This is a genomic window from Streptomyces sp. KL116D (assembly GCF_030766975.1).
Lineage (GTDB): Bacteria > Actinomycetota > Actinomycetes > Streptomycetales > Streptomycetaceae > Streptomyces > Streptomyces longispororuber_A.
In genome coordinates, this window is the sequence record NZ_JASERH010000084.1 from 1 (window position 1) to 23,230 (window position 23,230).

The following is a 23,230-nucleotide window of genomic DNA, read 5'->3' on the forward strand; positions in this document are numbered from 1 at the left end:
CGGCCACATAGTTGGCGACGTCGTAACCGCCGTCCTGCAAGGGCGATTTGAAGAAGGGCGGGAGCCAGAGGCAGTCGACCCCCAGCCACTGGAGGTAGTCCAGCTTCGCCGTGATGCCCTTGAGGTCGCCGACGCCGTCGCCGTTGCTGTCGTAGAACGAGCGGACGAGCACTTCGTAGAAGACGGCGCGCTTGAACCAGTCCGGGTCCCGCCGGATGGCGGGAGCGGACGGGGTCGGCGCCGGATCATGGACGGTCATGGGAATCTCCCTCCGTTGCCGCGTCCTGGCAGGTCTCGGCAGGTCTCGGCAGGTCTCAGCAGGTTCTGGCAGGAGCCTCGCGAGTTTCGAGAGTGAAGATGTGTGCCGGTGACTCGCCCGGCACCAGGCGGACGTAGTTGGTGGCGCCCCAGGTGTAGGTCGCGCCGGTCAGTTCGTCGCGCACAAGGAACGGGGCATCGGGCTCCGCGCCCAGGTGCGCGCAGTCGAGCCGTACCGTCGCCTCCTGGGCGTGGTGCGGATCGAGGTTCACCACCACCAGGACCGTGTTCGCCCCGGCGCGCTTCGAGTACACGATCACCTCGTCCTTGTCGGCGTGGTGGAAGTGCACGTCGCGCAGCCGGCGCAGGGCCGGGTTGCGCCGCCGGACGTCGTTGAGCGTCGACAGCAGGGGCGCGATGCTGCGCCCCTCGTGCTCGGCCGACTCCCAGTCGCGTGGCCGCAGTTCGTACTTCTCGGAGTGCAGATACTCTTCGCTGCCGGGGCGCAGGGGCGTGTTCTCGCAGAGCTCGTAGCCGCTGTAGACGCCCCAGGCCGGTGACAGCGTCGCCGCGAGCACCGCCCGCAGCTCGAAAGCCGCACGGCCACCGTCCTGGAGGAACCCGGGGAGGATGTCCGGGGTGTTCACGAAGAAGTTCGGCCGCAGCACCGCCGCCGTCTCCCGCGCCAACTCCTCGACATAGTCGGTGAGTTCCTGCTTCGTGTTCCGCCAGGTGAAGTACGTGTACGACTGCTGGAAGCCCACCCCGGCCAGGGTCCGCATCATCGCGGGGCGGGTGAACGCCTCGGCGAGGAAGACGACGTCGGGGTCGGTGCCGTTGATGTCGGTGATGACCCGCTCCCAGAACACGACCGGCTTCGTGTGCGGGTTGTCGACGCGGAAGATCCGCACGCCGTGCGCCATCCAGTGCCGCAGGATCCGGCACGTCTCCGCGATCAGGCCCGGCAGGTCCTGGTCGAAGGCGATCGGATAGATGTCCTGGTACTTCTTCGGCGGGTTCTCCGCGTACGCGATGGTGCCGTCCGGCCGGTGCCGGAACCACTCCGGATGTTTGTCCACCCAGGGGTGGTCGGGCGAGCACTGGAGCGCGAAGTCGAGCGCCACCTCAAGGTTCAACTCCCGTGCCCGCGCGACGAACTGATCGAAGTCGTCGAGCGTGCCGAGGTCAGGATGGATCGCGTCGTGCCCGCCGTCGCGGGAGCCGATCGCCCACGGCACGCCCACGTCGTGCGGGCCCGCCGAGAGCGCGTTGTCGGGACCCTTGCGGTGCGTCGTGCCGATCGGATGGATCGGCGGCAGGTAGACGACGTCGAAACCCATGGCGGCGATCGCCGGAAGCCGCTCGGCCGCCGTCGCGAACGTCCCGCTCACCGGCGGCTCGCCCGGCTCCACCACGGCTCCCTCGGAGCGCGGGAAGAACTCGTACCAGGACCCGTACAGCGCCCGCTCCCGCTCCACCAGCAGCGGCAGCGGTTCGCTCTCGGTCAGCCGCTCCCGCAAGGGATGGTCGTCGAGGACGGCGCGGACCTCCGGCGCGGTCGCAGCCGCCAGCCGGTCGCGGGCGGCGCGGCGGCCGTCGCAGAGCCCGGCGACGGCGGTGCGCAGCACGGCTCCGGCCGGCGAGTCGGCGGGCAGCTCCGCGAGAACCCGCTCAAGGAGCAGAGCGCCCTCTTCGAGGGTGAGATCGGTGTCCACACCGGCCTCCACCTTGAGGGCGGCGTCGCGCTGCCAGGTGGCCACCGGGTCGCACCAGGCGCGGACGCGGCAGGTCCACGTGCCGGTCGACGTCGGGGTGACCTCCGCGCTCCAGCGGTCGGTGCCCGGCGCCGACTCGTGCATCGCGCGGGACTCGGCCGCCACCCCGTCGGGACCGCTCAGCACGGCCAGGGCCCGGACGACGGCGGTCCCCTCGACGAACACGGTGGCCGTCACCGGGACGGACTCGCCGACCACGGCTTTCGCCGTGCCCAGGCCCTCCGTGACCCGAGGTCCGGTCCGTTCGATCGAGACGGGCACATGCTGCGACACCGTCGTCATCGGTCTCATCTCCTGTGCTGAGCAGGGAAGTTGAGGTCAAGCTGCCGTCGTCGTCGCCGTCAGGTCGCGCGGACGTCCGGCCGTCAGTCGTCGTTCCGCCGTCGCCGCCGCCTCCCGGCCGCACCGCTCACCGGTCGCCGTGCACAGCGCCCTGACGGCCCGCTCGAACCCGGCGCGGACCCGCGGGTCGGCGGGAGCGGCGAGAAAGCGCCGCTGCCACCTGCGATAGCCCCGCAGGCGCCGGTCGATCTCCTCGGTGGTGCGTGATGCGGCCATGGCATCCGTCGACCTCCTGGGCCCCGTACCGCCGGGCCCGGGCGGGCCCATCGTCCGTGTACGGAGGGGGAGCGGCCGGTCACACGCGGCAGCTCCCCCACCATCGTGCGCGGCGATCCCGCATCCGTCCTGTTGAGCCGAGCGTCACGGGCCGATCACTCTCGTGTTGCACGAATGGAGTAGCGGGGTCAGGCTGACTGTTGACTCTCGAGCAAGCAGTGCTCACGCTCCGTGCGCACGGCCCCCGTCGTGTCGACGGGCGCGAGCTCCGCGGTGAGGAGCAGAAATCATGAACCGGACAGTGCCCCGCTACTACCACGTCGAGGTGGACCCCGAGCCGGAACGCGTCGGCCAGGTCCAGCGCATCGTCGCCGCGCACCTGCGGTACTGGGGTCTTGAGAAGCTGGCGACGCCCGCGACCCGGGGAGTCGGGCTGCTGATGGAGGCCGCCGCGGGCGGCGGCCCCGTGACGATCGAGACGTGGTGGACCGGTCAGCACCTGATCACCGCCGTCTCGCACCAGGACGCGACCGAGGCGGGGCAGGGGTCCGCGCCGCTGGCCTGTCTGCGGCGCATCGCGGCGCTGAGCGACGGCTGGGGCAGCTGCACCGCGCACGCCCGGCACATCGTCTGGTTCTCGCTGCGCAGCCGGAACAACGTCCGCGAGCCGCTCGCCCCGAAGCGCCCCGTGCCGTCCACGGGCGCCGCACGGCAGATCCCGCGGACCGTGCCCGCGCCGTCCGACAGGGACGTGCCGCTGATGGCCGGGGCGGTTTCGTGACCGCAGCGACCGCCGTCGTACGCACAGGCCGCCCCTACCCGCTGGGGGCGGCCTACGACGGTCACGGCACGAACTTCGCCCTGTTCAGCGCGGTCGCCGAGCAGGTCGACCTGATCCTCGTGGCGGCCGACGGCTCCGAACGGTCGGCGACCCTTCCCGAGGTCGACGGCTTCGTCTGGCACGGCTACCTGCCGGACGTCGGCCCGGGACAGCGCTACGGCTACCGGGTGCACGGCCCCTGGGAGCCGGCCTCCGGACACCGCTGCGACGCCACGGCCTTCCTCCTGGACCCCTACGCGCGGGCGGTCCACCAACAGGCCCCGCCCGGCGGGGGATTCGCCCAGGGCCTGTGCGGCGTCGTCGTCGACCCGGCCTTCGACTGGGCGCAGGACGAGTCCCCCCGGCACCCCTACACCGACTCCGTGATCTACGAAGCCCACGTGCGAGGACTGACCCGCACGCACCCGGGAGTGCCCGAGAACCTGCGCGGCACGTACGCGGGCCTGGCCAGCGAGGCCGTGCTCGACCACCTGACGTCCCTGAAGGTGACGGCCGTCGAGCTGATGCCGATCCACCAGTTCGTCCAGGACGGCTTCCTGCGGGACCGGGGCCTGTCCAACTACTGGGGCTACAACACCATCGGCTTCTTCGCGCCCCACCACTCCTACGCCGCCACCGGCACCCTCGGCCAGCAGGTCGACGAGTTCAAGACCATGGTCAAGGCCTTCCACGCGGCGGGCCTCGAAGTGATCCTCGACGTCGTCTACAACCACACGGCCGAAGGCAACGAGAAGGGGCCCACGCTCTCCTTCCGCGGCATCGACAACGCCTCGTACTACCGGCTGTCCGACGAGGACTTCAGCCGCTACTACGACACCACGGGCACCGGCAACAGCCTGCTGATGCGGCACCCGAACGTCCTGCAGCTGATCATGGACTCGCTGCGCTACTGGGTCACCGAGTGCCACGTCGACGGGTTCCGCTTCGACCTCGCCGCCACCCTGGCGCGGCAGTTCCACGAGGTCGACCGGCTCTCCGCCTTCTTCGACCTCATCCAGCAGGATCCCGTCATCAACCGCGTGAAGCTGATCGCCGAGCCCTGGGACCTGGGCGCAGGCGGCTACCAGGTGGGGAACTTCCCGCCGCTGTGGTCCGAGTGGAACGGCAAGTACCGCGACAGCGTCCGCGACCTGTGGTGCGCCCGCGAGCACGCGCTCCCGGAGTTCGCCTCGCGTCTCACCGGCTCCGCCGACCTGTACCAGCGCGACCGCCGCAGACCCCGCGCGAGCGTCAACTTCATCACCGCGCACGACGGATTCACGCTGCGCGACCTGGTCTCGTACGACGACAAGCACAACGAGGCGAACGGCGAGGGCAACCGGGACGGCGAGAGCCACAACCGGTCCTGGAACTGTGGCGTCGAGGGGCCGAGCGACGACCCCGGCGTGCGTGCCCTGCGCGCCCGGCAGCAGCGGAACTTCCTGGCGACCCTGATGCTGTCGCAGGGCATCCCGATGCTCAGCCACGGCGACGAACTGGGCCGCACCCAGCACGGCAACAACAACGCCTACTGCCAGGACAACGAACTGAGCTGGGTCGACTGGGACCTGGACGACGAGGAGTCCGCCCTGCTGGACTTCACCCGTCGGCTCGGCGAGCTCCGCACGGCGCATCCGGTGCTGCGCCGGCGCCGCTTCTTCCGGGGCGAGAGCGCCCCGCGCGCGGGACAGCGGCTGCCCGACCTGGTGTGGCTGCGCCCCGACGGAGCCGTGATGACCCCCAGGGACTGGCGGTGGCCGGACGCCCACGCGCTGACCGTCTTCCTGAACGGCGACGCGATCACCGAGCACGACCTCCTCGGGAACCCGGTCGTGGACGACTCCTTCCTGATGTTCTTCAACGGCTACTGGGAACCGATGGAGTTCCGGCTGCCCGACGCGGCGTACGGGGAGTCCTGGACGACGCTGATCGACACGGCGGAGCCGGGCGGCGAGTCCGACGAGCCCGACGAGAAGGAGCACAAGGCCGAGGCGCCGCTCCGGGTCGAGTCCCGGAGCCTGGTCGTGCTCACCCGGCCGCCGGCGCCCTGAACTCCTTTGACGCTCATGACAGTTCTGTGACACGGGCGAGGGCAACGGCAGGCGGGCGTCACGGGTCGTACCGGGCGAGGGGGACAGGGAGCAGGAGTGCGTTGACCGCGCGGCTCTGTCGTACCCGCCGATCTATCGACTTACCGACATGGGGGAACACCGAGATGATGAATGCACGCGTGGGCCGAGGAACGACGGCCGGGGCCTTCGTGGCCGCCCTGGCGGCGGTCGCCGCCGTGTCCGGGCCGGCGTCGGCCGCCGACGGGCCCCGCTTCCTCGCGCCGTCCGAGCTCCCGCCCCACCCCTCCTCCGACTGGTACGCGGGACCGGTCACGGCCGGGCAGCCCGACCCGCTGCCGCTGTGCGTGGGTGACGCGCTGCCGTCCACCTCGGTGCACCGCGCCTACCGCACCGACCTCGACACCGGCGCCCTCCAGGTGACCGTCGTCGAGCGCGACGCCCAGCACGCCAAGACCCTCGCCGCACTGTTCCGCAAGCACCTGGACAGCTGCGCCCGGGACGTGACGGCGGCGGACCCGGAGGTCAGTGCGGAGCAGAAGTACTACGGCAAGCTGAACGTCGAGGAGGGTGCCCATGTGTACGGGGTGCACACCGAGGCGACGTGGGGCGCCAACGACATCAACCTGTTCTCGGTCGGCCGGGACGGCAACGTCGTCACCGTCGTGCAGTGGGGGCAGATGGGCGGCTTCGCCGATGCGCCCGTGGCCGGCTTCAAGAAGACGACGGTGACCGCCGTCAACAAGCTGGGCTGACCTGTCGCTCGTGCGAGTGCAGTGACCCAGCCCACACCATAGATGCGTGTGTGGCTGGGTAGGCGGCAGCGTGCTCGCCTGGACCTGTCCAGGGAGAAACACAAGAAACACCGACCCTGGGAGGTAGCTTCATGTCCTCGAAGCGACGTCGCAAGAAGAAGGCACGCCGCAAGAACGGTGCCAACCACGGCAGCCGTCCCCAGTCCTGAGGACCGACGGCGCGACGACGGGGCGGCACCTTCGGGTGCCGCCCCGTCGGCCGGTCAGGCGGGCTGCCACAGTTCGATCCGGTTGCCTTCCGGATCGTGGACCCAGCCGAACCGGCCGACCCCCTTCATGTCCTGCGTCTCCGGCACCACGTCGGCTCCCGCCGCACGCAGTTGCGCGAGCATCGCGTCCAGGTCGCCGACCCGGAAGTTCAGCATGGACTGCTGCGTAGCCGACCCGAAGTAGTCGGTCCCGGACTCGAAGGCCGCGAACACCGTCGGCCCGTCGCCCTGCCGCCACAGGCCGTTCTCGTCGGCGTCCAGGCCCAGCCGGTCGCGGTACCAGGCGCCCAGGGCCACCGGGTCCGCGGCCCGCAGGAAGTACCCGCCGATTCCCAGCACACGTTCCATGCCGTCATCCTGCCAGGGCGACGAACGGGTGGCTGCTCACCCGACCTCGTGCCATGGCGCGGCGTTCCCGGCGCGTGCGTGACAGGCTGGCTGGATGCCGTGCCTGCGGCATGTCATGGAGGAGGGTCGCATGGACCGGATGGACTGGCGCGAGTTCGCCGTGCAGTTGGCATCCACCGCGCGGGAGCTGCTCGCGCAGGATTCGGTGGACGGCACCCTGCGCAAGGTGACGGAGTCCGCGACGCGTCTGATCGACGGCTGCGAGGCGGCCGGCATCCTCCTGCTGAGCAAGGGCCGGGCCGAGACCCTGGCGCCCACGGAGGAGCTCGTCAACCTCAGCGACCAGTTGCAGGCCCGGGTCGGCGAGGGGCCGTGCTACGACGCGGCGCGCACGGGACACCCGGTGTTCCGCATCCGGGACATGACCGACGAAGGCGCCCGCTGGCCCGCGTACGCGCCCGGGGCGCACGCCCTCGGCATCGGCAGCATGATGGGCTTCCTGCTGTACACCGAGGACGAGGACCTGGGCGCCCTCAACCTCTACTCCCGCGAGGCAGGCACCTTCACCGAGGCCAGCGAGACGGCGGGCTGGACCCTCGCGTCGCACGCCGCCGTCGCGTTCTCCAGCGCCCGTGAGCACGCGCAGATGGAACGCGCGGTGGCCACCCGGCACGTCATCGGCGAGGCCATGGGCATCCTCATGGCCAACCACGACCTGTCGGAGAAGGAGGCCTTCGACGTGCTGCGCCGCTATTCGCAGGAGGAGAACGTCAAACTCCGCGACGTCGCGCGGCGCGTCTGCGAGCAGGGCGGCCTGCCGGCGCAGTGACGGCTCTCCTGGCTGGTTGCACAACCAGGAGAGCCTCGACATGTCAGTTCCCCGGGGACGACGGACACGTCGTGCGCGCCGGGTCCCCGCCTTTGCGTGTGGTATTCAGGCAATGTTCGTCAGGCGTGCGGTCCCACCGAGACCGGCCCCACGGTCAGCTCCGTCCGGCCCTCCGCGATGTCGCCCAGGCGCTCCGTCTCCCGCTCCAGCTCCTTGACCTGTGCTGCCGTGAGCGCCTCCAGCGGTTCGACGGTGACCGTGATCCGCTTTCCGGAGCGGCGCTGGTGCCAGACGCCGGCCACGGTCCCGGCCACGAGCAGCAGCGGATAGTTCCCGGCCTGGCCGCCCGCCAGCGCCCGCTCGGCGGCCCGTCCCGGAAAGAGCCGTTCGCGTGGCTGCGAGGCGATGCCGAAGGCGTCGAAGTAGGGGAGCAGCCGCACCCCGCCGGCCGCCTCCGCGGGCTGCGGGAATTCGGCGTCGCCGGCCGCCACCCAGGCCGCCCCGACGCCCTCGAGGTCGACCTCCTCGATCACCGCGCTGCGGGCGAGGCCGGCGAAGTGGTCAGTGGCCCAGCGCACCGGGGCGGCCAGCCACTTGGCGAAGTGCTGCGGAGTGGCCGGACCGTAGGCGGACAGATAGCGGCGGACGAGCTCGGCGACGGCCGCGTCCTGGGGCATCGGTGTCACGCCGGGATTCGTGTACGTCACCTGGCGGCCGCGGTTCGGTCCGAACGCGAGCACCCCGCGGTGCGCGGCGGTGTGCATCGCCTGCCGCCAGCGGGGCCACATGCCCTGGAACGCGGGCATGACCAGGTCACCGGCCCAGCTGCCGGTCCCCGCCACGACGGCCTCCGTCAGCTCGTCGGCGGTCAGCTCCCGGCCCGACAGCGCGTCGGCGACGGCCGCGACGACGGCATCGGTCTGGGCCTCGGTCATTCGGACGTCCTTGGCCTGCTGTCCGCCGCCGCCCGGGACGGCGGACAGCGCCCCGGTCCACAGGGACGCGTCGGCGGTGGCCAGCAGGTGCACGGTGCCGCGCGGCCCGAACGTCTTGACCAGCGACCGGTCCTGCCACAGCGCGGCCCGCACGTCGGCGCGCGTCGCGCCGTCGAGGCGCAGCCCCAGCGACAGCTCGGCCGCCGACAGGACCTGGGCGTGTGCGCCCAGCATGATTCCGGCGAGTGCGGGCACGGCGGTGGGCGACGCGGGGAGCGGCTCGGTCAGTCCCTGGCGCTGCATGCGGCGGGCGTTCGCCGCGAGCCAGCTCACCTTGCGTGTCGTCGTAGGCATGTTCCGACGTTAACGGCGAACTAGGTCAGGGACTGTCCTCGATCGCGTCCGCGGGGTGCGCTCGGCCTCGACCCAGCAGCGCGTGCAGGAGCGCGCGGTGGTCCGCGGCCGCGGGCAGATCGCTGACCTGGCCGTCGCCGACCTCCACGACCCGCCACGTGCCGTCGGAGCGCAGCGCCAGATCGGTGGTGACGAAACGGCAGCCGAGGGCGCGCACCAGGGGTGCGAGCCGGTCGAGCTCGGGGCGGGGGAGCGACGGCTCGGCCGTGGGGGGCGCGTCGGGATGGGCGGTGGTGAGGAATGGGTCGCCGTCGGTCCACCACACGCGGACCTCGTCGCCGGTGAAGTCCTCGAAGGCGCGCAGGACGATGCCGCCGCAGAAGGAGTCCTCCTGGAGCTCCATGAAGCGCCCGACGACGGCGGCCAGCCGTTCCGTGTCGGACGCGTCGGGCACGAAGCACGCCTCGTGCCACTCGTGTTTGCGGGACTTGACGTAGTCCTTGACGACGAGCGGGCCCGGGCCGAATGGTGCGGCCAGCGCGGCGAGCCGTGTCGGTGGGGGAGTGCGGCCCGGCTCGGCGGGAAGCCAGACGCTCGCCGGCGTCACGGCCGCGAACTGTTCGTACCAGCCCGGCAGTTCGTGCGCGCGGCCGTACTGGCGGGCGTCGGTCAGCAGGGTGGCGCCACGCTCGGCGAGTGCGGCGGCCAGTGCGGCGTAGCGGTCACTGGTCAGCATCCAGCCGCGGTACCAGAGCGGGCCGAGTCCGATGGGGACGGCGGCGACCGACTCCGCGGGGCGTCCGCGCTCCAGGGCCTCGTGGTCGAGGAGCGCGACGGCGGCGTCCATCTCCCGTGCGGCCGTGGCCGCGGCGGCGAAGTGGGGATCGGGACGGCGGGGCCGCAGCGGGTCGAGGCACGTCAGCAGGGCAGCCGTCATGTGCGCAGCATAGGTCGCACGGTGGTTTCACGCCCTACAGTTTTGAATGTAACGCCTGCTACATTCGCCGGTGTGTCGAACAAGGAGTCCGGGAGCCGCTGGCTCGTCCTGGTCATCAAGCTGCCCGCCGCACCGTCCAGGCACCGCGTCGCGGTCTGGCGGGAGTTGCGGAAGATCGGTGCGCTGTCGCTGGGTCAGGGCGTGTGGGCCGTGCCGGACGTGCCGGTCTTCGCCGACGGCGTCGCCCGCGCCGTCACGCTGGCCGAACAGGCCGAGGGGCAGGCCGTCACGCTGACGGCCGCCGGACGCTCCGCCGAGGACGCCGCCCGCTTCCAGGCACTGTTCACCGCCGCCCGTTCCGCGGACTGGACCGAATTCCTCGCCGACTGCGACAAGTTCGACGAGGAGATCGCCAAGGAGATCCGCATCGCCAAGTTCACCCTGGCCGAACTCGAGGAGGAGGAGCAGTCGTTGGAGCGGCTGCGCCGGTGGCACCGGGACCTGACCGCCCGCGACGTCTTCGGCGCCCCGGAGGCGCCCGCCGCCGCACGACGGCTCAAGGAGTGCACCGCCGTGTGCGAGGACTACGCCGAGCGCGTCTTCGCCGCTCTGCACGACGTGACGGAGGACCCGACGGAGGACCCGACACCATGACGCGGACGCAGCAGCACGAAGCGCCTCCTGCGCGGCAGATGTGGCCGCTGTACGCGGCCGGATTCACCACCGCCTTCGGCGCGCACGGCATCGCCGCCACCCTCGGCGGCGGCGCCGACGACGCCGTCACCTCCCTGCTCGTCCTCGGGGGGCTGCTCGCCCTCTACGACGGCGCCGAGGTCCTGCTCAAACCGCTCTTCGGCACCCTGGCCGACCGGGTCGGCGCGCGCCCGGTGCTGCTCGGCGGGCTGGTCGCGTTCGCCGTCGCCTCCGCCGTGTACGCGCTGGCGGACAGTCCCGGCTGGCTGTGGGCGGCCCGGCTCGGCCAGGGCGCCGCCGCCTCCGCGTTCTCGCCCTCCGCCTCGGCACTGGTGGCCCGCCTCAATCCGGCCGCGAAGCACGGTCGCGCCTTCGGCTCCTACGGCTTCTACAAGTCCATCGGGTACACGCTGGGCCCGCTGCTCGGCGGCGTCCTCGTCTGGGCCGGGGGCCTGCGGCTGCTGTTCACCGTCCTCGCGGTGCTCGGCGCCGCCGTCGCCCTGTGGGCCGCGCTCACCGTGCCCGTCGTGCCGCCGCTGCCCAAGGCCCGGCAGACGGTGGTGGACCTGGCCCGGCGCCTGGCCGACCCGGTGTTCCTCACCCCGACCGCCGCGCTCGCCGCCGCGACCGCCGCCCTGTCCGTCGGCGTCGGGTTCCTGCCGGTCGCGGGCCGCGTCGCCGGTCTCGGCACGGTCGCCACCGGCGCCGCGGTGTCGCTGCTCGCGGCCTGCGCCGCGCTCGTCCAGCCACGGGCGGGCCGGGCCCTGGACGAGGGGCGCCTCGACACCCGTACGGGCCTTGCCGCAGGGTTGGCGGCCACCGCCGCGGGCCTGGCCTGCGCGATGCTGCCCGGCCTGACCGGCATCCTCCTCGCCGCCGCCCTCATCGGCGTCGGCACCGGTCTGATCACCCCGCTCGGCTTCGCCGCGCTGGCCTCGCAGACCCCGCGGGAGCGCCTGGGGCAGACCATGGGCGCCGCCGAGCTCGGCCGTGAACTCGGGGACGCCGGCGGCCCGTTGCTCGTCGCCGGGGTCGCGTCGCTCGCCACGCTCACCTATGGCTTCGGGGCCCTCGCGCTGCTCACGGCGGCGGGCGGCGTCGTCGTGCTGGCCCGGCACCGGGCGGCGGTGCCCGCGGAGCAGGGCTGAGGGCGGTCAACGGGCCGGGGCAGGGGCGGGGTGGGGGCGGTACCACGGATGCATGGATCCGAAGGCTTTACGTTGACGCCCCGTGCCGTGCCCCGCGTACGCCGGTTGGACTGTGCATGCATGACGAGACGAACCGTTTCTCGCACCGCGACTACGCCCGGCTCACCGACGCGTACTGGATAAACGCGCCGCACTGTCCCGACGGTCTGTGCGCCTGCCCCCTCGACCACGACGAGCCGCGCGACCTCGAAGGTCTCGCGCGCCTGGTCATGCTCGGCCTCGCCGTCGGCACCATCGCGGCCGGCGTCGTGTACGTGACGACATGACGCCGGGCCGCCCCCGAGCCGCACCGAAGGCCGGCCCCGTGCATCTGAAAACGCGATCGCCCTAAACGGAAACATCTGTTCGACAGGATTTCACCCGCCCCTCAGGATGACGTCAGCGGTAGCACGGTCGACGCGACACGAGACGACCTACCGCCCGAGGGGAGGCTCACATGCCGATCGAAGAGACCGAAGTGGTCGTCGTCGGAGCAGGCCAGGCAGGCGTCGCGATGAGCGAACACCTGGGCGCGCACGGCGTACCGCACATCGTCCTGGAGCGGGACCGGATAGCCGAGCGGTGGCGCTCGGAACGGTGGGACTCGCTGGTCGCGAACGGGCCGGCCTGGCACGACCGCTTCCCGGGAATGGAGTTCGCCGACGTCGCCCCCGACGCCTTCGCGTCGAAGGAACAGGTCGCCGACTACTTCGCCGCGTACGCCGAGAAGATCGGCGCCCCGGTCCGCTGCGGCGTCGAGGTGACCTCGGTGCGCCGGCACACCGGCCGGCCCGGCTTCCGGGTCGAGACGTCCCGGGGGCCCGTCGACGCGCGCTTCGTCGTCGCCGCGACCGGACCGTTCCAGCGCCCCGTGATCCCGCCGGTGGTCCCAGACGGCGCGGTCCCCGTACAGATCCACTCCAGCGGCTACCGCAACCCCGGACAGCTGCCCGAGGGCGCCGTGCTGGTGGTCGGAGCGGGCTCGTCGGGCGTCCAGATCGCCGACGAGCTGCGCCGCTCGGGGCGCCGGGTCCTGCTGTCGGTCGGGCCGCACGACCGGCCGCCGCGCCAGTACCGCGGCCGGGACTTCTGCTGGTGGCTCGGCGTGCTCGGGCTCTGGGACGCGCACACGCCCCCGCAGGGAGCCGCACACGTCACCATCGCCGTCAGCGGCGCCCGCGGCGGCCACACCGTGGACTTCCGGGCCCTGGCCGCCACCGGCGTCGAACTCGTCGGCATGACCGCCTCGTACGACGACGGGGTGCTGCGCTTCGCCCCCGACCTGGCCGGCAACATCGCGCTGGGCGACGAGAAGTACCTCGGACTGCTGCGGGCGGCCGACGCGTACGTCGAGCGCAACGGCCTCGACCTGCCCGAGGAGCCGGCGGCCCACGTCCTCGGCCCCGACCCGGACTGCGTGACCGACCCCCGCCTCGAACTCGACCTGGCCGGGGCCGGGATCACCTCGATCGTCTGGGCGACGGGCTTCGCCGCCGACTACGGGTGGCTCCAGGTCGACGCGTTCGACGCGGACGGCCGGCCCGACCAGCGCCGCGGGGTGTCCGCCGAGCCCGGCGTCTACTTCCTCGGCCTGCCGTGGCTGTCCCGCCGCGGGTCGAGCTTCATCTGGGGGGTCTGGCACGACGCCCGGTACGTCGCCGACCACATCACGACCCGGCGCGGCTATCTCGCGTACGGCACGACCGACGGCGCCACGGACAGCGCCACCGACGGCACCACCCACAGGACCGCCGCCACGACGGCGGCCCGGACGAGCTGAGGAGCAGTCATGACCTCCCCGAAGGCCCCCGTCGTCGCCGGCGGGCACACCCGGATCCGGCCGTTCAACACGCGTGACACCTATCCCGAGCAGAGCCTCGACAACGACCTGTGCCAGGCCGTCGTCGCGGGCGACACCGTGTACGTCCGCGGACAGATCGGCCAGGACCTCGACACCAGCGAGTCCGTGGGCGTCGGCGACGCCGAGGCACAGGCCGAGCGGGCCATGGCGAACATCAAGATGCTGCTCGAGGAGTCGGGCAGCCGGATGGAACACCTGGTCAAGCTGACGATCTATCTGATCGACCCGCGCTACCGCGAGCCCGTGTACCGCACGGTGGGCCGCTGGACCAAGGGCGTCCACCCCATCTCCACCGGCCTGGTGGTGTCGGCCCTCGCCCGCCCGGAGTGGCTCTGCGAGATCGACGCCGTCGCCGTGATCCCGAAGGAGGAGCGCGCATGACGTTCTCCCTCGTGGTCCGCGACGGCGAACGGTTCGGCATCGCCGCCAGTTCGTCGAGTCCCGCGGTCGCCGCCCGGGTCGTCCACCTGCGTCCCGGCATCGGCGCGGCGACGTCGCAGAACATCACCGACCCCATGCTCGGCACCGGCCTGCTCGACGCGCTCGCGGACCACGGCGACCCCCGGCGCGCCCTGGCCGACGTCACCGGCGCGGCCCGTCACGAAAAGACCATCGCCTACCGGCAGTTGACCGTGCTCGGCCGCTCGGGGCCCGGATGCGCCTTCAGCGGCCCGCAGACCCTGGGCACGCACGCCACGGCCACCGCCGACGGAGCGGTCGCGGCGGGGAACATGCTGTCCGGCCCGCACATCCCCGGCGTCCTCGTCGACGCGTTCGCCGCCGCCACCGGGGAGCTGGAGGAGCGGCTGCTCGCCGCGATGCGGGCCGCCCTCGCGGCCGGCGGCGAGGAGGGACCCGTGCACTCGGCGGGCATGGCGGTCGTCGCGGACGTGGGCTGGCGGGTCACCGACCTGCGCGTGGACTGGGCCGACGACCCGATCGACCGGCTCGGCGACCTCCTCGACGTGTGGCTGCCGCAGCGCGACGACTACGTGACGCGCGGCCTCGACCCCGCCACCTCGCCTTCGTACGGCGTGCCGGGGGACGAGCGATGAGCGCGCTGAAGGACGCCGCCCGGCAGGCGGTGGACCGGCACGCCGAAGAACTGATCGGGCTCTCCGAGCGGCTGCACGCCGACCCGGAGACCGCCTGGGAGGAGCACCGGGCGGCCGCCGCCGTCCCGGAACTCCTCGACCGCGCCGGATTCGCCGTCACCTCCGCCTACTTGGGCCTGGACACGGCGTTCCACGCCCGGTTCGGCAGCGGGCCCGTGCGGATCGCGCTGTGCGCCGAGTACGACGCGCTGCCCGGCCTCGGGCACGCCTGCGGCCACAACCTCATCGCGGCGAGCGCGGTCGGTGCCGCGCTCGGTCTGGCCGCCGTCGCCGACGACGCCGGGCTCACGGTCGAGGTCTACGGCACCCCGGCCGAGGAGGGCGGCGGCGGCAAGATCGAGATGCTCGACCGCGGCGCGTTCGCCGGGGTCGACCTCGCGATGATGGTGCACCCGGCACCGGTCGACGTCGCCGAGGCCCGCCCGTTCGCGGTCAGTCACTCCAAGGTCGCCTACACCGGCAGGTCGGCGCACGCCGCCGCCTACCCCGAAGCCGGGGTCAACGCGGCCGACGCCTTCACCGTCGCCCAGGTCGCCATCGGGCTGCTGCGCCAGCAACTGCCGCCGTCCGCGCGGGTGCACGGCATCGTCACGCACGCGGGGGACGCCCCGAACGCCATCCCCGAGCGGTCGACCGGCCGCTGGTACGTCCGGGCCGAGACCCTCGCCGAACTCGCCGGGCTCGAACCGCGCGTCATGCGTGCCTTCGAGGCGGGAGCCCTCGCCACCGGCTGCGACCTGACCGTCGAACCGGAGAGCAAGCCGTACGCGGAGTTCCGCGCGGACGACACGGCGCTCGGCCACTACCGCGCCAACGCCCTGGCCCTGGGACGGGAGTTCGCGCCGCCCGGCCAGGCCGCGCGGATGAACCGCGCCTCCACCGACATGGGCAACGTCTCCCAGGTGGTGCCGGCCATCCACCCCTACATCGGCATCGGCTCCCTGCCGGCCACCAACCACCAGCACGAGTTCGCCGCGTACTGCGTGGGCGGGGCGGCGCAGCGGGCCCTGCTCGACGGCGCGACGGCCCTGGCCTGGACCGGCGTCGACCGGAGCGGAGGGACGCATGACCACCCCTGAGGAATCCCCGCGGGACCCGGCCCCGGCCACCGACGTGGTCGCCCTGCGCAGGAGCGTCGCCGCGGGCGCCGTCGGCGTGTTCGTCCACTGGTTCGACTGGGCCGCGTACGCCTATCTCGCCGGCACCGTCGCGACCGTGTTCTTCCCCGCCGAGGACAGCACGACCGGACTGCTCGCCGTGTTCGGCGTGTTCGCCGTCTCCTTCGGCATCCGGCCCGTCGGCGCCCTGGTGTTCGGCCCGCTCGGCGACCGCATCGGCCGCAAGCGCACCCTGTCCCTCGTCATCTTCATGATGTCCGGCGCGACGCTCACGATCGGACTGCTCCCCGGGTACGACACGATCGGGATCGCCGCCCCGATCCTCCTCGTGGTGCTGCGGCTGGTCCAGGGCTTCGCCGCGGGCGGCGAGTTCGGCAGCGCGGCCAGCTTCCTCGCCGAGAGCGCACCGCGCCGCCGGCGGGGCTTCGGGGTGAGCTGGCTGGAGGTCGGCTCTCTGCTGGGCTTCCTCGCCGGCTCGTTCGTCTTCCTGCTGCTGTCCACCGGGCTCGACGACACCCAGCTCACCGCCTGGGGCTGGCGCATCCCCTTCCTCGTCGCCGCACCGCTCGGCATCATCGGCTTCGTCATCCGCAACAAGATCGAGGACACCCCCGAGTACCGGGCGCTGGAGGCGGGCGGCGCCGTGCCGAGCAGCCCCGCGCGCGAACTGTTCCGCTCCCACAGGCGCGAACTGCTGCAGGCGGCGGGCCTGATGGCGGCCATGCACGTGCCCTTCTACGCGGTCCTGACCTATCTCGTCACCTACGAGACCGACCACCTGGGCCACTCGGCCGACAGCGCGGCCCTGCTGTCCACCGTCATCTCCCTGCTGGGGCTCGTCCTGGTGCCGCTGTTCGGCGCGCTCTCCGACCGGGTCGGGCGCAAACCCGTGTTCGTCGGGGCGACGGTGGCCCTGCTGGTGCTGTCCACGCCGGCGTTCTGGCTGATGCGGACCGGGCTCGCCGGAACGTGGGCCGCGGGTCTGCTGCTCGGCGTGATCCTGGCGGCGATCCTCGGCACGTACGCGGTGTGGTCGGCGGAGGTCTTCCCCACCCGCACCCGGCAGAGCGGGCTGTCCGTGGCGTACAACATCACCGCCGCCCTGTTCGCGGGCACCGTGCCGTACCTGATGACCGTGCTGATCTCCGCGACGGGCAGCACGCTGGTGCCCGGCCCGTACCTGATGGTGTTCGCCGTGGGCGGGCTGGTGGCCGCGCTGTCCCTGAAGGAGACCGCGGGGTCCGCTCTGCTGCGCCCCGAGGACGTGGCGGAGGAGGTGACGGCAGACCTCGCCGAGCCGACCACCGAGCCGAGCGCGGAGCGCGTCTAGGCGCCGCATAGGGTCGGGCGGACACGGTTCACCGGTTCACTGGGCACAAGGGTCTCGCATGACGTCACCGCTGGGTTTCACCCTCGTTCAGCTGCGCTACTTCCTGGTCGCCGCCGAGCGCGGATCGATGACGGAGGCCTCCGCGGAGCTGCACATCGCGCAGTCCGCCGTGTCCGCGGCCGTCCACAACCTGGAGCGCGAGCTCCAGGTGCAGCTGTTCATCCGGCGGCGGGGCCGGGGCCTGACCCTGACCCCCGCCGGAGAGCGGCTCCAGCAGCAGGCGCGGGAGCTGCTGGCCCGGGCCCGCGAGGTCGAGCGCGAGGCCAGGGGGGACGGCGAGACCCTCACCGGGCCGGTGTCCGTGGGCTGCTTCGTGACGCTGGCGCCCTCCTACCTGCCGCTGCTGTTCAGCGAGTGCACCCGCCGCCACCCGGGCATCGAGATCGACGTGCTGGAGGCGGAGACGGACCAGCTGGTGCAGGCGCTGGCGGCGGGCCGCATCGACTTCGCCCTCACCTACGGCCTCGGTCTGTCGTCCGAGCCGGACCTGCACACCGAGACGATCGCCGACGCCCCCGCCTACGTCATCGTCGCGGCCGGCCACCCCCTCGCCGGGCAGGGCAGCGTGGAGCTCGCCGAACTGGCCGGGGACCCGCTCGTCCTGCTCGACCTGCCGCACAGCCGCGACTACTTCCACTCCCTGGTGGCCGCCACCGGCACCGCACCCGACGTCCGCTACCGCACCCAGAGCTACGAGACCGTGCGCTCCCTGGTCTCCCGCGGCCTCGGCTACTCCGTGCTCAACCAGCGTCCCGCGACCAGCCAGACGTACGGCGGCGGCGAGGTCGCCGAGCTCGCCCTCCGCGACGGCGGCCCTCCACTGGAGGTCAAGATCGCCTCGGTGGGCGGCATGACCCAGACCGCGCGCGCCCGCGCCGTCATGGACGTGCTGCGCGACGTCACGCGCGTACGTTCCGGGCTATAGCTCGGAACAGCCCGTCACGACCCGTGCGTGGGCGCGGATCAGACGCTGCGCCTCGGCCCGCGTCAGCCCCGCGTTGCGGCTGACGATGTGCAGGCCGTACCCGTCCTCCAGGGCGACCAGATTCCTCGCCAGGTCGCTCACGGCTGCCGTCAGCGTGAACACGCCGGTGGCGGCGCCCACTTCGAGGACGGTGGTGTACAGACCCACCTCGCTGGCGAACAGCGAGGCCATCAGCTCGGCGTGCCCGGCGCTGCGGTCGGCCCTGCCGTGCAGCTCGTACAGCAGTCCGTGCGTCGCGTCGTCGGCGTCGGACGGCAGCCCCGAGGCGATCAGCGCCCGCAGCCGCGCCACCGGGTCGGCCACCTCGTCGGTGACCGCGTGCCGCGCCGTCAGGAACCGCTCGACCGCGCCCCGGTGCACCTCCAGGACCAGCTCGTCCAGCTCCGGGTAGTAGTACAGGACCGACCCGGCGGACATGCCGGCCTCCGCCGCGATGTCCTTGATGCGCAGGCCCTCCAGGCCCCGCTCCGTGATGGCCCGTCCCGCCGCGTCCACGAGCGCCTCGCGTCGCGCCGTCTGGTTCTTCGGTCTCCCCGGTTTTCCCATGCGGTTAATTCTCTGTTACGTCGTTCAAATAAAGCAAGCTGATCCTGCGGAACCCATTGACGGGTTCTTGGCGCATTGTTTGAATCCTGACTCAAAGAACTCGCCCTACCGGGGCGGCTCACGCCCGGTGGTACGGCCGCCCCCTCTTCCGCGCCGCGCAGCCGGTTCGTCGAGGGCTCCCTCTTTCGCCCACCGCATCACGGAGACGCCATGGACGATCAGCGCATCGAGCGCCGCACCATCGACGTGGTCCCCACGGACGAACGCCACGGCCGCACCCGCGACCTGTTCACCATCTGGTTCAGCGCCAACCTGGGCCCGCTCACCGTCGTCACCGGCGCCCTGGCCCCCACCGCGTTCGGTCTCTCCTTCTACTGGAGCCTGGCCGCCCTGCTGGTGGGACACCTCGGCGGTGGCTTCCTGATGGCGCTGCACTCGGCGCAGGGCCCGCAGCTGGGCGTGCCGCAGATGATCCAGAGCCGCGGCCAGTTCGGCAGTGTCGGCGCCCTCGCGGTGGTCCTCGTCGTCATCGTCATGTACCAGGGCTTCTTCGCGTCGAACCTGGTCGTGGGCGCCCAGTCGCTCGGGGAGGTCACCCCGATCGGCGAGGACACCGGCGTGCTGCTGTGCGCGCTGGTCAGCCTCGCGGTCGCCGTCGTCGGCTACCGGCTGATGCACCGCATCGGCGCCCTGACCACCTGGGCGTTCGGCGCGATCCAGGTCGTCGGCGCCGTCTACCTGTTCGCGGGCGGACTGCCGTCGGACTTCCTGACCTCCGGCGGCTTCGGCGTCGCCGGGTTCATCGGGATGGTGTCCGTCGGCGCCCTCTGGCAGATCGCGTACGCGCCCTACGTCTCCGACTACTCCCGTTACATGCCCGCCGACCGGGCCGGCGTCCGCTCCACCCTGTGGTGCACGTACGCGGGCTGCGTCCTCGGCAGCGTCATCCCCATGGTGGTCGGCGCGGCGATCGGCATCGCGGGCGCCGGCGACCCGATCGCGGCGCTGCACCACCTGCTGGGCTCGACGCTCGGTCAACTCACGCTCTGGAGCTTCGCGTTGGTCACCATGCTGACCAACTCCATGAACCTGTACGGGGCCGTGCTCTGCGCCGTCACCGCCGTGCAGACCTTCGCGCACCGCTGGCTGCCCCGCGCCACCGGCCGGGCGGTCATCGGCGCGGCCCTGACGGCCCTCTCGGTCGCCCTCGCCCTGGCGCTCGCCGACAGCTTCATGACGAACTACCTGAACCTGATCTACGTCCTCCAGTACGTCCTGATCCCCTGGACGGCGATCAACCTGGTCGACTTCTACCTGATCCGCCACGGCGACTACGACGTGCCGTCCTTCTTCGCCCGGGACGGCGGCAGCTACGGCCGCTGGAACGTCACGGCCCTGACCGTCTACGCGATGGGCATCCTCGCCGAGATCCCGTTCATGGCGCAGTCCCTCTACACCGGCCCCGTGGCCCACGCCCTCGGCGACACCGACCTCGGCTGGATCGCCGGCCTGGTCGTCACCGTCCCCCTCTACTGGCTGCTCGCGGCCCGTGGCACGAGCCGCCGCAGCCCCGCACCCGCACCCGCACCGACCACAGGAGTGCCCGCAGCATGACGTACACGCACCAGGACTGGGCCGCCCTCGCCGGTCAACTCGCCCCGCGTACACAGGCGTTCATCGACGGCGACCGGCGCGACGCGGCATCCGGCGCCACCTTCGCCACTGTCGACCCGGCCACCGGCCGCACCACCGCCGAAGTCGCCTCCTGCGACACCCCGGACGTCGACGCCGCGGTGCGGGCCGCGCGCCGCAGCTTCGAGGCGGGCGACTGGTCCCGCGCCGACGCCGCCACCCGCAAGCGCGTGCTGCTGCGGCTCGCCGAACTCATCGAGGAGAACGGCCGCGAGCTGGCCCTCCTCGACACCCTCGACATGGGCAAGCCGATCGCCGAGTCCTACGGCACCGACGTGCCCGGCGCGGCCGGCGTCTTCGCCTGGTACGCCGAGGCGGCCGACAAGCTGTACGACGAGGTGGCCCCGGCGCCGCCCGGCAACCTGGCCCTGGTGCGCCGCGTGCCCCTCGGCGTGGTCGGCGCGGTCGTGCCGTGGAACTTCCCCCTGGACATGGCGAGTTGGAAGCTCGCACCGGCCCTCGCGGCGGGCAACAGCGTCGTCCTCAAGCCCGCCGAGCAGTCCCCGCTGTCGGCCCTGCGGCTGGCCGAACTGGCCGCGGAGGCCGGACTCCCGGCCGGTGTCCTCAACGTCGTGCCCGGCCTCGGCGAGCGCGCGGGCCAGGCGCTCGGCCGCCACCCCGACGTGGACGCCCTCGCCTTCACCGGCTCCACCGCGACGGCCCGCCGCTTCCTCGCCTACGCCGCCGAGTCCAACCTCAAGCAGGTGTGGCCGGAGGCCGGTGGAAAGTCCCCGAACCTCGTCTTCGCCGACGCCGACCTGGACGCGGCGGCCGCACGCGCCGCCGCGGGTTTCGCCTACAACACCGGCCAGGTCTGCTCCGCCAACACCCGCCTGCTGGTGGAGCGTTCGGTGGCCGAGGAGTTCACGGCACGCGTCGCCGAACACGCCGCGGCGTTCGCCCCCGGCGATCCGCTCGACCCCGCCACCACGCTCGGCCCGCTCGTCGACGAGGCCCAGGCCGTCCGGGTCACCAAGGCCGTCGCCGAGTCCGGCGGAACCGTGGTGTGCGGCGGCACCCGCCCCGACCGCCCCGGCGCCTACGTCCACCCGACGATCGTCACCGGCCTCGCCCCCGACGCCCCGCTGGCCCGCGAGGAGCTCTTCGGCCCGGTGCTCACCGTGCACCCCTTCGACTCCGAGGCGGAAGCGGTGCGCCTGGCCAACGACTCCCCGTACGGACTCGCGGCCTCCGTCTGGACCCGCGACCTGGGCCGCGCGCACCGCACCGCCGAAGCCCTCCACGCGGGCACCGTCTCGGTCAACACGGTCGACGCCCTGTCCCCGGCGACGCCCTTCGGCGGGTTCAAGCAGTCCGGGTACGGCCGCGACCTCTCCCTGCACTCCTTCGACAAGTACACGGGGCTGAAGACGACATGGGTGACGTACTGATGAGCGCGCCGGACACGGAGAGGCTGCTGGCCGCACTCGACCGGCGCCGCGACGACCTGGTGGCGCTCACCGCGGACCTCGTCGCCTTCGACACCACCGTGCGGGGCTCCGCCGACGAGCGGCACCGCGCCGAGCACGACCTCCAGGACCACCTCGCCGACCGGCTGCGCGCGGCGGGTGCCACCGTCGACGTGTTCACCCCGACCCCGGCCGACCTGCCGCGCTCCCCGCAGACCCCGGAGGGCCTCGGCTTCGACGGCCGGCCGCAGCTGATCGCCCGGTTCGCCGGTACGGGCGGGGGCCGCTCGCTGCTCTTCAACGGCCACATCGACGTCGTCTCGGCGGAGCCCAAGTCGGCCTGGAGCAGCGACCCGTTCCGCGCGGACGTCCGCGACGGGCGCGTCTACGGGCGCGGCACCTGCGACATGAAGGGCGGCATCGCCGCCATGGTGATCGCCGCCGAGACCCTCGCGGGCCTCGGCATCCGGCTCCCCGGCGACCTGCTGCTCAACACCGTCACCGACGAGGAGTGGAACGGTGCGGGCACCCTCGCCTCCCTCGCGTACGGGGTCAGGGCCGACGCGGCGATCGTCCCCGAGCCCACCGACCTGGACGTCGTCACCGCCCAACGCGGCATCCTGGGCGGCACGCTGACCGTCGACGGACGCCCCGGGCACGCCGAGTACCCGCCGGGCGACTGGCGCACCGGCGGCGCGGTCAACGCCATCGAGAAGACCCTCCCGGCGCTCACCGCGCTCCAGGCCCTGCGGGAGCGCTGGGCCGACGACCCGGCCCACACCCACCCGCTGCTGCCACCGCCGTCGATCGTGCCCACCACGATCAAGGGTGGCGAGTGGTGGGTGACCTACCCCGCCTCGTGCGAGGTCTGCCTGGACGTCACCTATCTCCCGGTGCAGGCCGACGGCGACGGCTGGGCGAGCAAGGTGCGCGCCGAGATCGAGGCCGCCGTGCGCGACGCCTGCGCCGCCGACGGCTGGCTCCGCGCCCACCCGCCCCGCCTCACCTGGGACACCGAACTGCCGCCCGCCGAGGTCGACCGGACGCACCCCGTGGTCACCGCCCTGGAGCACGCGGCCGTGTCGCTCGGCCGTACGCCCCGCATCCTCGGCGAACCGTCCTGGACCGACGCGGCCACCCTGACCCGCCTCGCCGACACCCCCGCCGTCTGCCTCGGCCCGACCGCGACCCGGCCCGACGGCTCCCCGACCCTCCACACCATCGACGAGTACATCGAGGTCGACGACCTGCTGGCCACCGCCAAGGCCCTGGCCCTCGCCGCCGTCACCCTCACCGCACCCGCAGCCTGACCCGTACGGAAGGACAT

Annotated in this window: 24 protein-coding genes; 17 read left to right on the plus strand and 7 right to left on the minus strand. The window is 72.6% G+C overall.

The window, feature by feature from the left end:
- The 3 genes from RBJ77_RS31910 to RBJ77_RS31920 all read right to left on the minus strand — a co-directional run.
- Positions 1–259: alpha-amylase family glycosyl hydrolase (locus RBJ77_RS31910; RefSeq protein WP_372348151.1), on the minus strand; the 259-nt coding region annotated here is incomplete at its 3' end.
- A 55-nt stretch (positions 260–314) separates the two neighbouring features.
- Positions 315–2,315 carry a maltotransferase domain-containing protein gene (locus tag RBJ77_RS31915; RefSeq protein ID WP_372348152.1) on the minus strand — a complete coding sequence of 667 codons (2,001 nt, stop codon included), beginning with the start codon at positions 2,313–2,315 and terminating at the stop codon, positions 315–317.
- A gap of 36 nt (positions 2,316–2,351) precedes the next feature.
- Positions 2,352–2,591 (minus strand): DUF5133 domain-containing protein, encoded by a 240-nt coding sequence (locus RBJ77_RS31920; RefSeq protein WP_372348153.1) that lies wholly within the window; start codon positions 2,589–2,591, stop codon positions 2,352–2,354.
- A 289-nt stretch (positions 2,592–2,880) separates the two neighbouring features.
- Here RBJ77_RS31920 and RBJ77_RS31925 point away from each other — a divergent pair, with 289 nt between their 5' ends.
- The 4 genes from RBJ77_RS31925 to RBJ77_RS31940 all read left to right on the plus strand — a co-directional run bounded on the left by RBJ77_RS31925 (position 2,881) and on the right by RBJ77_RS31940 (position 6,444).
- The gene (locus RBJ77_RS31925; RefSeq protein ID WP_372348154.1) at positions 2,881–3,372 is read left to right on the plus strand and encodes a pep a2; all 492 of its coding nucleotides are present in this window, start codon (positions 2,881–2,883) and stop codon (positions 3,370–3,372) included.
- Positions 3,369–5,462: a glycogen debranching protein GlgX gene (glgX, locus tag RBJ77_RS31930; RefSeq protein WP_372348155.1), complete on the plus strand. Its 2,094-nt coding sequence runs from the start codon at positions 3,369–3,371 to the stop codon at positions 5,460–5,462. The genes RBJ77_RS31925 and glgX overlap by 4 nt, the downstream gene beginning before the upstream one ends.
- Before the next feature lie 164 nt (positions 5,463–5,626).
- A complete protein-coding gene (locus tag RBJ77_RS31935; protein ID WP_372348156.1) occupies positions 5,627–6,235 on the plus strand; it encodes a hypothetical protein in 609 nt (202 codons plus the stop codon).
- Positions 6,236–6,366: 131 nt separating this feature from the next.
- Entirely contained in the window at positions 6,367–6,444 is a 78-nt protein-coding gene (locus RBJ77_RS31940) for a 50S ribosomal protein bL37 (RefSeq protein WP_370443954.1), read from the plus strand.
- 54 nt (positions 6,445–6,498) lie between these two features.
- On the opposite strand, the gene RBJ77_RS31945 is transcribed toward RBJ77_RS31940, so the two are convergent.
- Positions 6,499–6,852 carry a VOC family protein gene (locus RBJ77_RS31945; protein WP_372348157.1) on the minus strand — a complete coding sequence of 118 codons (354 nt, stop codon included), beginning with the start codon at positions 6,850–6,852 and terminating at the stop codon, positions 6,499–6,501.
- A gap of 139 nt (positions 6,853–6,991) precedes the next feature.
- On the opposite strand from RBJ77_RS31945, the gene RBJ77_RS31950 reads away from it, so the two are divergent.
- On the plus strand, positions 6,992–7,681 hold the full coding sequence (locus tag RBJ77_RS31950) for a GAF and ANTAR domain-containing protein (protein ID WP_372348596.1): 690 nt from the start codon (positions 6,992–6,994) through the stop codon (positions 7,679–7,681).
- Between the two features lie 119 nt (positions 7,682–7,800).
- Here the strand turns inward: RBJ77_RS31950 and RBJ77_RS31955 are convergent, their stop codons facing one another.
- Positions 7,801–8,970 (minus strand): winged helix DNA-binding domain-containing protein, encoded by a 1,170-nt coding sequence (locus RBJ77_RS31955; RefSeq protein ID WP_372348158.1) that lies wholly within the window; start codon positions 8,968–8,970, stop codon positions 7,801–7,803.
- Positions 8,971–8,995: 25 nt separating this feature from the next.
- A complete protein-coding gene (locus tag RBJ77_RS31960; RefSeq protein WP_372348159.1) occupies positions 8,996–9,907 on the minus strand; it encodes an ATP-grasp domain-containing protein in 912 nt (303 codons plus the stop codon).
- A gap of 72 nt (positions 9,908–9,979) precedes the next feature.
- Here RBJ77_RS31960 and RBJ77_RS31965 point away from each other — a divergent pair, with 72 nt between their 5' ends.
- The 9 genes from RBJ77_RS31965 (at position 9,980) to RBJ77_RS32005 (ending at position 18,196) form a co-directional block, all read left to right on the plus strand.
- Positions 9,980–10,561, plus strand: a complete 582-nt coding sequence (locus RBJ77_RS31965) for a Chromate resistance protein ChrB (RefSeq protein ID WP_372348160.1) — start codon at positions 9,980–9,982, stop codon at positions 10,559–10,561.
- Positions 10,562–10,599: 38 nt separating this feature from the next.
- On the plus strand, positions 10,600–11,748 hold the full coding sequence (locus RBJ77_RS31970) for an MFS transporter (protein ID WP_372348597.1): 1,149 nt from the start codon (positions 10,600–10,602) through the stop codon (positions 11,746–11,748).
- A 116-nt stretch (positions 11,749–11,864) separates the two neighbouring features.
- Positions 11,865–12,074, plus strand: coding sequence for a hypothetical protein (locus tag RBJ77_RS31975; protein ID WP_372348161.1), 210 nt, complete (start codon positions 11,865–11,867; stop codon positions 12,072–12,074).
- 170 nt (positions 12,075–12,244) lie between these two features.
- Complete coding sequence (locus tag RBJ77_RS31980; protein ID WP_372348162.1) at positions 12,245–13,567, plus strand: flavin-containing monooxygenase; 1,323 nt, start codon at positions 12,245–12,247, stop codon at positions 13,565–13,567.
- Positions 13,568–13,576: 9 nt separating this feature from the next.
- Entirely contained in the window at positions 13,577–14,029 is a 453-nt protein-coding gene (locus RBJ77_RS31985; RefSeq protein WP_372348163.1) for a RidA family protein, read from the plus strand.
- On the plus strand, positions 14,026–14,703 hold the full coding sequence (locus RBJ77_RS31990; RefSeq protein WP_372348164.1) for a DUF1028 domain-containing protein: 678 nt from the start codon (positions 14,026–14,028) through the stop codon (positions 14,701–14,703). The genes RBJ77_RS31985 and RBJ77_RS31990 overlap by 4 nt, the downstream gene beginning before the upstream one ends.
- Complete coding sequence (locus tag RBJ77_RS31995) at positions 14,700–15,842, plus strand: M20 family metallopeptidase (protein WP_372348165.1); 1,143 nt, start codon at positions 14,700–14,702, stop codon at positions 15,840–15,842. The genes RBJ77_RS31990 and RBJ77_RS31995 overlap by 4 nt, the downstream gene beginning before the upstream one ends.
- Entirely contained in the window at positions 15,829–17,211 is a 1,383-nt protein-coding gene (locus RBJ77_RS32000; RefSeq protein WP_372348166.1) for an MFS transporter, read from the plus strand. Before RBJ77_RS31995 ends, RBJ77_RS32000 begins: the two co-directional genes overlap by 14 nt.
- Before the next feature lie 58 nt (positions 17,212–17,269).
- Positions 17,270–18,196 carry a LysR family transcriptional regulator gene (locus RBJ77_RS32005; RefSeq protein WP_372348167.1) on the plus strand — a complete coding sequence of 309 codons (927 nt, stop codon included), beginning with the start codon at positions 17,270–17,272 and terminating at the stop codon, positions 18,194–18,196.
- Here the strand turns inward: RBJ77_RS32005 and RBJ77_RS32010 are convergent.
- Positions 18,191–18,802, minus strand: a complete 612-nt coding sequence (locus RBJ77_RS32010; RefSeq protein ID WP_372348168.1) for a TetR/AcrR family transcriptional regulator — start codon at positions 18,800–18,802, stop codon at positions 18,191–18,193. The genes RBJ77_RS32005 and RBJ77_RS32010 overlap by 6 nt on opposite strands.
- Positions 18,803–19,012: 210 nt before the next feature.
- On the opposite strand from RBJ77_RS32010, the gene RBJ77_RS32015 reads away from it, so the two are divergent.
- From RBJ77_RS32015 to RBJ77_RS32025, 3 genes are read left to right on the plus strand one after another with little or no spacing between them, the layout of a single operon-like run.
- Entirely contained in the window at positions 19,013–20,416 is a 1,404-nt protein-coding gene (locus RBJ77_RS32015) for a cytosine permease (protein ID WP_372348169.1), read from the plus strand.
- The gene (locus RBJ77_RS32020; RefSeq protein ID WP_372348170.1) at positions 20,413–21,885 is read left to right on the plus strand and encodes an aldehyde dehydrogenase; all 1,473 of its coding nucleotides are present in this window, start codon (positions 20,413–20,415) and stop codon (positions 21,883–21,885) included. Before RBJ77_RS32015 ends, RBJ77_RS32020 begins: the two co-directional genes overlap by 4 nt.
- Positions 21,870–23,213: an ArgE/DapE family deacylase gene (locus tag RBJ77_RS32025; RefSeq protein WP_372348171.1), complete on the plus strand. Its 1,344-nt coding sequence runs from the start codon at positions 21,870–21,872 to the stop codon at positions 23,211–23,213. The genes RBJ77_RS32020 and RBJ77_RS32025 overlap by 16 nt, the downstream gene beginning before the upstream one ends.
- Positions 23,214–23,230: the final 17 nt, after the last annotated feature.

Bases quoted from the DNA above. Each gene is read 5' to 3' on its own strand.
- RBJ77_RS31915 (WP_372348152.1), bottom strand. From the start codon at position 2,315: ATGACGACGGTGTCGCAGCATGTGCCCGTCTCGATCGAACGGACCGGA.
- RBJ77_RS31920 (WP_372348153.1), bottom strand. From the start codon at position 2,591: ATGGCCGCATCACGCACCACCGAGGAGATCGACCGGCGCCTGCGGGGC.
- RBJ77_RS31925 (WP_372348154.1), top strand. From the start codon at position 2,881: ATGAACCGGACAGTGCCCCGCTACTACCACGTCGAGGTGGACCCCGAG.
- RBJ77_RS31935 (WP_372348156.1), top strand. From the start codon at position 5,627: ATGATGAATGCACGCGTGGGCCGAGGAACGACGGCCGGGGCCTTCGTG.
- RBJ77_RS31940 (WP_370443954.1), top strand. From the start codon at position 6,367: ATGTCCTCGAAGCGACGTCGCAAGAAGAAGGCACGCCGCAAGAACGGT.
- RBJ77_RS31945 (WP_372348157.1), bottom strand. From the start codon at position 6,852: ATGGAACGTGTGCTGGGAATCGGCGGGTACTTCCTGCGGGCCGCGGAC.
- RBJ77_RS31950 (WP_372348596.1), top strand. From the start codon at position 6,992: ATGGACTGGCGCGAGTTCGCCGTGCAGTTGGCATCCACCGCGCGGGAG.
- RBJ77_RS31955 (WP_372348158.1), bottom strand. From the start codon at position 8,970: ATGCCTACGACGACACGCAAGGTGAGCTGGCTCGCGGCGAACGCCCGC.
- RBJ77_RS31960 (WP_372348159.1), bottom strand. From the start codon at position 9,907: ATGACGGCTGCCCTGCTGACGTGCCTCGACCCGCTGCGGCCCCGCCGT.
- RBJ77_RS31970 (WP_372348597.1), top strand. From the start codon at position 10,600: ATGTGGCCGCTGTACGCGGCCGGATTCACCACCGCCTTCGGCGCGCAC.
- RBJ77_RS31975 (WP_372348161.1), top strand. From the start codon at position 11,865: ATGCATGACGAGACGAACCGTTTCTCGCACCGCGACTACGCCCGGCTC.
- RBJ77_RS31980 (WP_372348162.1), top strand. From the start codon at position 12,245: ATGCCGATCGAAGAGACCGAAGTGGTCGTCGTCGGAGCAGGCCAGGCA.
- RBJ77_RS31985 (WP_372348163.1), top strand. From the start codon at position 13,577: ATGACCTCCCCGAAGGCCCCCGTCGTCGCCGGCGGGCACACCCGGATC.
- RBJ77_RS31990 (WP_372348164.1), top strand. From the start codon at position 14,026: ATGACGTTCTCCCTCGTGGTCCGCGACGGCGAACGGTTCGGCATCGCC.
- RBJ77_RS31995 (WP_372348165.1), top strand. From the start codon at position 14,700: ATGAGCGCGCTGAAGGACGCCGCCCGGCAGGCGGTGGACCGGCACGCC.
- RBJ77_RS32000 (WP_372348166.1), top strand. From the start codon at position 15,829: ATGACCACCCCTGAGGAATCCCCGCGGGACCCGGCCCCGGCCACCGAC.
- RBJ77_RS32005 (WP_372348167.1), top strand. From the start codon at position 17,270: ATGACGTCACCGCTGGGTTTCACCCTCGTTCAGCTGCGCTACTTCCTG.
- RBJ77_RS32010 (WP_372348168.1), bottom strand. From the start codon at position 18,802: ATGGGAAAACCGGGGAGACCGAAGAACCAGACGGCGCGACGCGAGGCG.
- RBJ77_RS32015 (WP_372348169.1), top strand. From the start codon at position 19,013: ATGGACGATCAGCGCATCGAGCGCCGCACCATCGACGTGGTCCCCACG.
- RBJ77_RS32020 (WP_372348170.1), top strand. From the start codon at position 20,413: ATGACGTACACGCACCAGGACTGGGCCGCCCTCGCCGGTCAACTCGCC.
- RBJ77_RS32025 (WP_372348171.1), top strand. From the start codon at position 21,870: ATGGGTGACGTACTGATGAGCGCGCCGGACACGGAGAGGCTGCTGGCC.